At 66.7% G+C, this 8,971-nt stretch carries 11 protein-coding genes; 5 read left to right on the plus strand and 6 right to left on the minus strand.

Annotation, left to right across the window (positions count from 1 at the left end):
* Positions 1–505, plus strand: a 505-nt coding sequence (locus WAZ62_RS19820) for a hypothetical protein (protein WP_422645262.1), incomplete at its 5' end; no start/stop codon positions are given.
* Between the two features lie 159 nt (positions 506–664).
* Here the strand turns inward: WAZ62_RS19820 and WAZ62_RS19825 are convergent.
* A complete protein-coding gene (locus tag WAZ62_RS19825) occupies positions 665–1,693 on the minus strand; it encodes an OmpA family protein (RefSeq protein ID WP_422645263.1) in 1,029 nt (342 codons plus the stop codon).
* A 129-nt stretch (positions 1,694–1,822) separates the two neighbouring features.
* The gene (locus WAZ62_RS19830; protein ID WP_422645264.1) at positions 1,823–2,815 is read right to left on the minus strand and encodes an OmpA family protein; all 993 of its coding nucleotides are present in this window, start codon (positions 2,813–2,815) and stop codon (positions 1,823–1,825) included.
* A gap of 348 nt (positions 2,816–3,163) precedes the next feature.
* On the opposite strand from WAZ62_RS19830, the gene WAZ62_RS19835 reads away from it, so the two are divergent.
* Entirely contained in the window at positions 3,164–3,400 is a 237-nt protein-coding gene (locus tag WAZ62_RS19835; RefSeq protein WP_422645265.1) for a hypothetical protein, read from the plus strand.
* A gap of 9 nt (positions 3,401–3,409) precedes the next feature.
* On the opposite strand, the gene WAZ62_RS19840 is transcribed toward WAZ62_RS19835, so the two are convergent.
* A complete protein-coding gene (locus WAZ62_RS19840) occupies positions 3,410–3,823 on the minus strand; it encodes a hypothetical protein (protein ID WP_422645266.1) in 414 nt (137 codons plus the stop codon).
* Positions 3,824–4,025: 202 nt separating this feature from the next.
* Between WAZ62_RS19840 and WAZ62_RS19845 the strand changes: the two genes are divergently transcribed.
* The 3 genes from WAZ62_RS19845 to rarD are packed head-to-tail and all read left to right on the plus strand — an operon-like array spanning position 4,026 to position 5,785.
* Positions 4,026–4,523: a tetratricopeptide repeat protein gene (locus WAZ62_RS19845; RefSeq protein WP_422645267.1), complete on the plus strand. Its 498-nt coding sequence runs from the start codon at positions 4,026–4,028 to the stop codon at positions 4,521–4,523.
* Entirely contained in the window at positions 4,520–4,834 is a 315-nt protein-coding gene (locus WAZ62_RS19850; protein WP_422645268.1) for a hypothetical protein, read from the plus strand. The genes WAZ62_RS19845 and WAZ62_RS19850 overlap by 4 nt, the downstream gene beginning before the upstream one ends.
* Before the next feature lie 30 nt (positions 4,835–4,864).
* Complete coding sequence (gene rarD / locus WAZ62_RS19855; RefSeq protein WP_422645269.1) at positions 4,865–5,785, plus strand: EamA family transporter RarD; 921 nt, start codon at positions 4,865–4,867, stop codon at positions 5,783–5,785.
* Positions 5,786–5,804: 19 nt separating this feature from the next.
* Here the strand turns inward: rarD and WAZ62_RS19860 are convergent, their stop codons facing one another.
* The 3 genes from WAZ62_RS19860 to WAZ62_RS19870 form a co-directional block, all read right to left on the minus strand.
* Positions 5,805–7,001: a serine hydrolase domain-containing protein gene (locus tag WAZ62_RS19860; RefSeq protein ID WP_422645270.1), complete on the minus strand. Its 1,197-nt coding sequence runs from the start codon at positions 6,999–7,001 to the stop codon at positions 5,805–5,807.
* A gap of 105 nt (positions 7,002–7,106) precedes the next feature.
* Complete coding sequence (locus WAZ62_RS19865) at positions 7,107–7,904, minus strand: enoyl-CoA hydratase/isomerase family protein (protein ID WP_422645271.1); 798 nt, start codon at positions 7,902–7,904, stop codon at positions 7,107–7,109.
* A 20-nt stretch (positions 7,905–7,924) separates the two neighbouring features.
* A partial coding sequence (locus WAZ62_RS19870; protein ID WP_422645272.1) for an ATP-dependent DNA helicase RecG occupies positions 7,925–8,971 on the minus strand: 1,047 nt, incomplete at its 5' end.

An 8,971-nucleotide genomic window follows, 5' to 3' on the forward strand; every position in this document is an offset into this window, starting at 1 on the left:
GACCATCGCCGTGCCACGGCCTGGCTTGCCGGCGGTTCCGGTGGCGCCCGGCGCGCCGCGCATCGGCCCCGGTGCCCGCATCGTCGCTGATAACGTGGCGCCGACCGTGTGCCGCAAGCCGGAAGAGGTCATGGCCGACGACGTCCGCCGCCTCCAGACCGAATTGATGGTCGCCGCGTTGAAGTGCCATACGGTCCAGGACCTGAAGATCGCCGACAAGTACAACAGTTTCGTCCGCAAGTTCTCGGACGAGATGGTCAGCCAGACCAAGGCATTGCAGTCGGTGTTCAAGCGCCAGTATGGCTCGGCCTACATGAAGCAGTTCGACATTTACGTGACCGCGCTGGCCAATGAAATTTCGCAGCGCAGCCAGCAGACGCCCGGTTACTGCAAGCAGGTCGGCGAATTGCTCGATCTCGCCAACGCGGTGAAGCCGAAGGAAATCGGCGGCTTCTCCGGCCAGGCGCCGGTGATCGTGCGGACCTCGTTGAAGAAACCCTGCTGATCTGAAGCAACGCTCGAGCAACAAGGCGCGCCGGGGCAATCCGGCGCGCCTTTTCTTTGGCCTGCCCGATGTCTGTCGCGGTCGCGGGGTGGGGGACGGACAAAGAAAAAGGGCGCCGGATTGCTCCGGCGCCCTTCGATGGCTTCGAGAACCTGCAGATTACAGGACGATCTCGACGCGGCGGTTCTGGGGTTCGCGGACGCCATCGGGGGTCGGGACCAGCGGAGCGCTTTCGCCCTTGCCGATGGTGACGATGTTGGCGTCCGGAATGCCGAGGCCGACGAGGACGGACTTGACCGCCTCGGCGCGCTTCACCGAGAGCTTCTGGTTGTAGCGGGGCGAGCCCGAACGGTCGGCGTGGCCGGTCAGTTCGATGCGCGCGACGCCGAGCGACGTGGCCGCATTGGCCGCGTCCTGGATGATCGCCTGGGCTTCCGGGGTGATCGCGGTCGAATCCCAGTCGAAGAACACGATGTAGGAGCGCGCGGCTTCCTGCACCGGGGCGGGGGCCGGGGTCGGCGCCGGCTCGGCGGCGACCGGGGCAGCGCCCGTGCCGAAGTTGTAGGTCAGGCCCGCCATGATGTTGTGCGAGGAGTACTCGCCATCGACGTCCGTACCCGTGACGTCCGTGAAGGACGGGTCAAGGGTCGCGAAGTAGCGGTAATCGACAAAGAGCGACAGGCCGGTGGTGATGGCCACCTTCACGCCCGCGATGCCCTGATAGGCGAACTGCACGTCATCATCGTCGATGATGGTGCCGAAGCCCTTGACGGCGATGTCGTTGGCATAGACCCAGGCCGCGCCGGCGCCGACACCGATGTAGGGGGTGAAGCGCGAGGAGTTCTCGAAGTCGTAGAGAACATTCAGCATCAGGGCGAGCGAAGAATAGTTGCCATTGAGGTCGAAGGTGCCAGCGACGGGATCGCTGAACTGGTCGGCCTCGTTGCGGCGGTAGGTGACTTCCGCTTCGACGCGCGGACGACCGAAGTCGTAACCGAACGCGCCACCGGCGGCCCAGCCATTGTCGGTCGACAGATCGGCGGCACCGGTGCCGTCATCGAACTCGAGATCCGGCTGCATCACGTAGCCGCCGAAGGCGCTGATATAGGGGCCGACGCGGTCGGCGTGCGCGGCAGTACCGGCGACCATGAGGGCCGCTGCACTGACGAGACCAAGGGTAATCCGCATGGTTATCTCCGTTTCGACTTGAAGTACTGTTCTTGTTTGAAACCCCTAAGGCGGAACATCTCTACACGTTCCGCCCTAGGGCATAGTGTACCGGAAGAGCTGGCGATTGGTCCACCAGCCCCGCGCGGTTTACGGCAGGACGATTTCCACGCGGCGGTTCTGCGCCTCGCGGACGCCATCCGGCGTCGGGACCAGCGGCGCGCTTTCGCCCTTGCCGACGGTGCTGATGCTGTCGGGCGCGACGCCGAGGGCGATCAGTTCCGCCTTCACGGCTTCGGCGCGCTTCAGCGACAGCTTCTGGTTATAGCGCGGCGAGCCCGAACGGTCGGCGTGGCCAGTCAGTTCGATGCGGGTCACACCCAGGGACTGGGCGGCCGAGGCCGCGTCGCGGATGATCTGGGAAGCGTCAGCGGTGATCGCGGTCGAATCCCAGTCGAAGAACACCATGTAGGAGCGGGCGAGCGCCACCGGGGCCGGTTCCATCGGCGTCGGCGCCGGTTCCGCCATCGGGGCGGGAGCGGGCGTGCCGAAGTTGTAGGTCAGGCCGGCGGTGATCGTGTGCTGCTCGTATTCGAACTTGGCGCCGTCGAGATCCGCCTCGAGGGTGCGGAAGTAGCGATAGTCGACCACGGCCGAGAGATTCTCGGTCAGCGAGACCTTGGCGCCCGCGATGCCCTGATAGGCAAGCTGGGTGTCCGAGCCATCGTCATCCTCGAGATAGCCGAAGCCCATGCCGAAGCCGATATAGGGGGTGACGATCGAGCTGTTCTCGAAATCGTAGAGGGCGTTGACCATGCCGGAGATGGCGGTGATGTCACCATCCACCTTCGCCGCCGGCGCCACGCCGATCTTCAGCGAGTCGTAATCGTTGGCGCGGTAGGCGCCTTCGAGTTCGATGCGGGCGCGACCGAAATCGTAACCGACGGCGGCACCGGCGATCCAGCCGTTCTCGAACGAAAGGTCACCGTGAGCACCACTCGGTTCGAAGTCGACGCCCACCTCGGGGTTGATCGTGTAACCACCAAAGCCGGTGATGTAAGGGCCCGACACCACGTCGGCCTGCGCGGTGGCACCCGCGACGAGGAGTGCTGCCGCGCTAACCAGACCAAGGGCAAGTCTCATGACCGTCTCCGTTGCATATCCATGTTTTGTAAACCTGTAGCCACCATACTCAGCAGCGAAGCGAGTGACACAGGCTAATGTCTCCATAAAGCGGCACTTCGACCCAAATTGACGGCGACCATCTTTGAATTGCCACCAAAGACCTTGGTTACCCTGTCGATCGGGTCGGGCTTGCTTTTGCAGGTGCAATGTATTCCCGGGCGTTGGGGGCGACAACCCGCGAATAGGCTACTGCACAGGCATTGTGCAACTCGATCGGGAGTGTTGCGGCACGGCAACATGATGTGTGTCCGCAATGCGACATGGACGGCAAATCGCCCCGGAAATGCGGGCCCGGAGGAACAAGACATGGGGAAACTGGCCGCTATCATCCTGGTGATCTGCTCGTCGTTCGGGTTGCAGGGGTGCGAATCGAATTCCCTCTTCGGTGGCGATCCGCCGGCCTGGCCGGGCGCCGACAAGGTCGCCTATGACACCATGCAGTCCAATACCAGTTGCCGTACCACGCTGGCGGCCCCTGACTGCCACGTGGCGCAATTCCCGCAGGCGGGTGGCCCCAAGGCTCTGGGACCCGCGATTCAATAGGCGCCTCGCCTAGAGAATGCCGAGTCGGATGGCGAGGGCCTGGATATAGCGCCGGTCCTGTTCGTCGAGGCTGCCGGCGTTGAGGTCGGCGACAAAGCCTTCGACGTCCGCGCGGGTTTCCGCCGACAGGCTGCCGAGGCGAAGCAGGCGCTCCAGCGTCTGGCCGACGCTCTCGTCGGCGGTATCGGCGAGGGCGATGGCCGAATCACCGCCCTCGTCGTCGAGGTCGATATCGCCATGGTCGAAATCGGGCGCGAAGCCGCCTTTGACAGTGTCGCTCGGCCGGATGATTTCCCACCATTCGAGGCCGGAGGCCTCGACGAGGGCCGCGGCCTCGCGCGCGTTGTTGTAGACCGCCGCCGGGTCATCGGCGCCAAGCCCGCGCAGGAGTTCGATCAGGTGTTCGCGTTGCGCTCGGTCCATGGCTTTTCCTCAAGGCTGTCGGGGCGGGAATCAAGCCGCCGGCGGGTCATGATAGGACGCAAAGCACCGCCAGGCACCTGCGGCGGACGGGCATGGAGCGATTTCGGGCCGCCGCCCGGGCGGAAACAAGCCTGCCCTGCGCTGTCCGGGGCTTGCCTTCCCGGCAAAAGCTATCGATGGTGTCGCGGCAATGGAGAAGAAAATGCCTGTCATGTCCAACCGCCTCGCGGCGGGCCTCTGCGCGGCCGTGGTGATGCTCGGCGGTGCCCGGGTGGCGCTCGCCGACCGTGACGCAGGGGTCAAGGCCATGAATGCCGGTGATTATGCCGCCGCCATGACCGAACTGCGCCCGCTGGCCGAGGCCGGCGATGCCGCGTCGCAATTCGATGTCGGTGCCCTTTACGATAACGGCATGGGCGTGGCCGCCGACCCGGTCGAGGCCGCGCGCTGGTATCAGCGCGCCGCGCGCCAGGGCGACCAGACCGCGATGTATAATCTCGCCGTCATGTACGAAGAAGGTGTCGGCGTCGGCAAGGATCTCGTCCAGGCCTATGTCTATTATGCCCTGGCGGTCGAACAGGGGCCGCCCTATGCCGCGCGCAACCGCGACAAGGTCAAGGGCCTGCTGACCCCCGAACAGCTCGTGCGCGGCGACGAAATGGTGGCCAATTTCAAGCCGCTGCCCGAGAAGCGGCCATGAGGCGTCCGTTCAATCCGGCTCGCCTGCAGCGCTCGCGCCGACGGCCGCCCCATGTTCCCACCACCGCGCGCTACATGCCCGGCCGGGACATCGACGATATCGAATCCGCCATGGCCGAGAATGAAGTGCTGAGCACGGCCCGGCAGCTCGTCGACCGCTATGGCCGGGAGGCCTCCTCGGTCGCCCTGATGCGGGCGGCGGAATTCGCGGCCTTCGGGGATCGCGAAAACCACGCCGCGTGGGAAGCCGTCATGGTCGCGGTCGAATTCCTGCTGGCGGCCCACCCCGAGCTTGGCCGCGGCCTGCACTGACAGCGGCCGCGCGGCCGGGAGTCTCGAGAGATGAGCCTTATCCCAGGCGAGGCCGGCGAATCGGCTGCGTCCCGCACCGCCTTTGTCGGCGCGGGCTTCGCTGTCGCCGCCTATCTGACCTGGGCCTTGCTGGCGCTCTACTGGAAGGCGCTGGCCCATGTTCCGGCGCTCGATGTCATGCTGCACCGGGCGATCTGGTCCGTGCTGTTCATCCTGGTCCTGATCGTCGTCAGCGGTCGTCTGCCCATGTTGGTCGAGGCGTTGCGACGGCCGAAATCCCTGATGATCCTGGCCGCCACCGCGGGATTGCTGGCGTCCAACTGGTATATGTTCATCTGGGCGATGCAGTCGAATTACGCGCTCGAGGCCAGCCTCGGCTATTACATCAATCCGCTGGTCAATGTGCTGCTCGGCGTCGTCATCCTGCGCGAGCCCTTGTCGGGCTTTCGTCGGGTCGCCGTGGCGCTGGCGACGATCGGTGTCACGCTCTTGTCGATTTCGCTCGGCGTGCCGCCCTATATGGCGCTGTTCCTCGCGCTGACCTTCGGTCTCTACGGCCTCCTGCGCAAGATGGCGCCGGCCGATCCTTTGGTGGGTCTCGCCATCGAGAGCGGCCTTATGGCGCTGGTCGCGATTCCCTGGCTGTTGCTGCGCGAAAGCGAGGGCTTCGGCGGCATGGGGCGCTTCGGCCTCGGCACGGACGCGCTGCTGGTCGCGGCGGGCGTCGTCACCGCCGTGCCGCTGATCTGGTTCAACGCGGCGGCCAAGCGGCTGCAGCTCTCGACCCTCGGGCTGTTCCAGTATATCGCGCCGACCGGCATGTTCCTGATCGCCGTCTTCATCAATGGCGAGCCGCTGACGACGGTGCATATCATCACCTTCGTGCTGATCTGGGCCGCGCTCGCCCTCGTCGCGTTCGAGACGCTGCGCAATCGGGCGCGGGTCGCCTGAACCCGCGCCCGGCAGACCGTCAGGCCGCGCGGGCCCGGGCCAGGCCGGCGTAGGCCGCGCCCTCGAAGGCGAGATAACCGCCGACCGAGGCCGGATCGGCGAAGGGCAGGATCTGGGTCGCCCAGAAACCGCCGAGACCCTGCTCGCGGTCGATCCAGTAATAGAGATTGGCCAGCCCCGCCCAGGCGAGGGAATTCGCGCTGCGCCCCGTCGGCGCCAGCTCGTCGTTCAGCATGAAGCCGAGGGCCCAGGACTTGCTCATGCCGGGGAAGAATTCGGCATCATGGGTCAGGGCGGGAATGGCGGTCGAAAGCGCCGTCACCTTCAGCTCGCCAAGGCCGTTCTTCACCGCCATCTCGATGGTTTCGGGCTTCAGCACCCGGCCGAATTCGCCCCGCCCATCGCCCAGCCACAGCCGGATGAAGCGCATGTAGTCGCCGACCGTGCCGTGCAAACCGGCACCGCCGAGGTCGACCTCCGGCGGGTTGGACAGGCGCAAGGTCGGATCGGCGATCAGCGTGCCGTCGTCCAGCCGGTGATGGATGGTGGCGAGGCGCGCCTCCATGTCCGGCCGGGGGGCGAAGGCGGTATCCGTCATGCCGAGGGGGGCGAAGATCCGCTCGTCCATCACCGCGCCGAGGCGCTTGCCGCGTAAGGATTCGATGACGAGGCCGGCCCAGTCGATGCCGATGCCGTAATGCCAGCGCTCCCCGGGTTCGAAGGCGAGGGGGGCCATGAGCGCGGCCCGGGTCGCCGAGATGATCATGGGCAGGCCGGTCGCGACCTCGAAATCGCGGATCTTTTCGTTGAAGAAGGAATAGCCGAAGCCCGAGGTGTGCAGCAGCAGCATCCGCGTGGAGATGTCACGCTTCGGTGCGCGCAGCACCGGCTTGCCGGCCGCATCGAAGCCGTCGAGCACCTGGATCCGCGCGATGTCGGGCACATAGCGGCTGGCCGGCACGTCGAGATCGAGGAGACCTTCCTCGACCAGCTGGAGCGCGGCGGTACTGGTCACCGCCTTGGTGCAGGAGAACAGGGCGAAGACCGTGTCCGCCGTCATCGCCTGTGGCTGGCCGAGGCAGCGCAGGCCCGCCGCGCCCTCGTAAATGGTGGCGTCGCGATTTGTCGCCATGGCGACGACGCTGGGAATGCCCGGCGCGCTCTCGACGGTGCCGGTCAGCACGGCATCGGCCGCGGCCTTCATATCCTTGTTCATGACAATCCTCCCGTTACCGGGGCGGCCGTCGTTTCTCGCGGCGCCCCCGGGGGCAATCATGGCCGGAATTGCCGCGCGAGGCTCCCCCCCATCGGGTAGGCGGGCTCAGTCGGTGATGTCGCGCTCGCCCCGGTTCAGGTCGTGCAGGCGGGCGAGGGGCTCGTCCTCGCGCAGCAGGGCGAGGAAAGCCGCGCGTTCCGCCGCGATGCCTTGCGCCAGCGGCAGGTCGGCGGCGCCCCGGATCAAATGCTTCAGCCGGGCGGTCGCCGGGCGGTACTGGTCGGCGAAACGGCCGGCCATGATGGTCGCCGCGTCGATGGCGAGATCCGGCGCCAGTTCCTGGGCGATGCCCATCTGCACCGCCTGGATGGGCGAGACGGTGCGGCCCATCAGCAGGAGTTCGAGCGCCCGGGCCTGGCCGATCAGCCGGGTCAGGCGCTGGCTGCCGCCGGCCCCGGGCACGAGGCCGAGGTTGGCGTCCGGCAGGCCGATGGTATAGCCGTCGTCCTCGACGATGCGGATGTCGCAGGCCAGCGCGATCTCGAAACCGGCGCCGATGCAGGTGCCGTTGATCGCGGCGATGAAGGGCAGGGGGCTGGCCTCGATCCGGGCCAGTGTATGGGCGAAGAGCGTGGCGAGCGGCAGCGGGTCCTCCCCCGGCGCCTGTTTCGTCATGCGCAGGTGACGGGAGAGGATTTCGAGCTCTTCCGCCGAATAATGGCTGGCGAAGACGCCGGCCTCGCCCCCGGTGACGACGACGGCGAAGACGGACGGATTGGCCTCGATCGTGTCGAGGGCGAAGCCGAGCTGTTCCACCGTCACCCGGTCGACATGACCATGGGGCGGATTGCTGAGGACGACGAGGGCGATGCCCTCTTCGATGCGGACCGTGACCTGGGGCATGAAACGTCCCTTGTTTGACCCTAACCAGAGGCGAGATAGCGGACCGCCGCATCCCGCTCGAACAGATAAAGCAGATGGCGCAAGGCCTGTCCCCGCGGCGATTCGAGCTGCGGGTCGGTCTCCAGCACCAGACGGGCGTCATCATGCGCGATTTCCATCAATCCCGCATGACGGTCGAGATCAACCAGGCGGAATTCCGGCACGCCCGATTGCCTGGTGCCGAGGATTTCGCCCGCGCCCCGGATTTTCAGGTCGGCCTCGGCGATGACGAAGCCGTCGTCGGTTTCGCGCAAGGTCTCCAATCGCTGGCGCGCGGTCTTGCCGGCGCTGTCCGCCATCATCAGGATGCAGAAGGATGCCTCGCTGCCCCGGCCGACCCGCCCGCGCAACTGGTGCAGCTGGGCGAGGCCGAAACGCTCCGCCTGTTCGATGATCATCACGGTGGCATTGGGCACGTCGACGCCGACCTCGATCACCGTGGTCGCGACCAGGAGGCGCAGGGTGCCTTCCGCGAAGGCCTGCATCACCCGGTCCTTTTCCGCCGCCTTCATGCGGCCGTGGACGAGGCCGACGCGCGCGCCGAAACGGGCGGCGAGATGGGCGAAACGATCCTCCGCCGCCGCCGCGTCGCTGGTTTCCGATTCGGTCACCAGCGGGCAGACCCAATAGACCTGCGCCCCCCGGTCGAGGGCGCGGGAAACCGCCTCCACCATCTCGTCGAGGCGGGAGAGGGAGACCACGCGGGTGTCGATCTTCTGCCGCCCCGCCGGCTTCTCGGTCAGGCGCGAGACATCCATGTCGCCGAAGGCGGTCAGGGTCAGGGTGCGGGGGATGGGGGTCGCGCTCATGACGAGGACATCCAGCCCGTCCTCGCCCTTGGCCGCGAGGGTCAGGCGCTGGTCGACGCCGAAGCGGTGCTGCTCGTCGATGACGGCAAGGCCAAGGTCGCGCCAGGTCACTTCGCCTTCCAGCAGGGCATGGGTGCCGACCAGGATGTCGATGTTCCCCGCCGCCAGATCGGCCAGCAGCCGGCGCCGCGCGGCGCCCGTGTCGCGCCCGGTCAGCAC

It is taken from the genome of Zavarzinia sp. (assembly GCF_049306435.1).
Classification (GTDB): Bacteria; Pseudomonadota; Alphaproteobacteria; order Zavarziniales; family Zavarziniaceae; genus Zavarzinia.

Coding starts and splice junctions, on each gene's coding strand:
- WAZ62_RS19825 (WP_422645263.1), bottom strand. CDS start 1,693: ATGCGGATTACCCTTGGTCTCGTCAGTGCAGCGGCCCTCATGGTCGCC.
- WAZ62_RS19830 (WP_422645264.1), bottom strand. CDS start 2,815: ATGAGACTTGCCCTTGGTCTGGTTAGCGCGGCAGCACTCCTCGTCGCG.
- WAZ62_RS19835 (WP_422645265.1), top strand. CDS start 3,164: ATGGGGAAACTGGCCGCTATCATCCTGGTGATCTGCTCGTCGTTCGGG.
- WAZ62_RS19840 (WP_422645266.1), bottom strand. CDS start 3,823: ATGGACCGAGCGCAACGCGAACACCTGATCGAACTCCTGCGCGGGCTT.
- WAZ62_RS19845 (WP_422645267.1), top strand. CDS start 4,026: ATGCCTGTCATGTCCAACCGCCTCGCGGCGGGCCTCTGCGCGGCCGTG.
- WAZ62_RS19850 (WP_422645268.1), top strand. CDS start 4,520: ATGAGGCGTCCGTTCAATCCGGCTCGCCTGCAGCGCTCGCGCCGACGG.
- rarD (WP_422645269.1), top strand. CDS start 4,865: ATGAGCCTTATCCCAGGCGAGGCCGGCGAATCGGCTGCGTCCCGCACC.
- WAZ62_RS19860 (WP_422645270.1), bottom strand. CDS start 7,001: ATGAACAAGGATATGAAGGCCGCGGCCGATGCCGTGCTGACCGGCACC.
- WAZ62_RS19865 (WP_422645271.1), bottom strand. CDS start 7,904: ATGCCCCAGGTCACGGTCCGCATCGAAGAGGGCATCGCCCTCGTCGTC.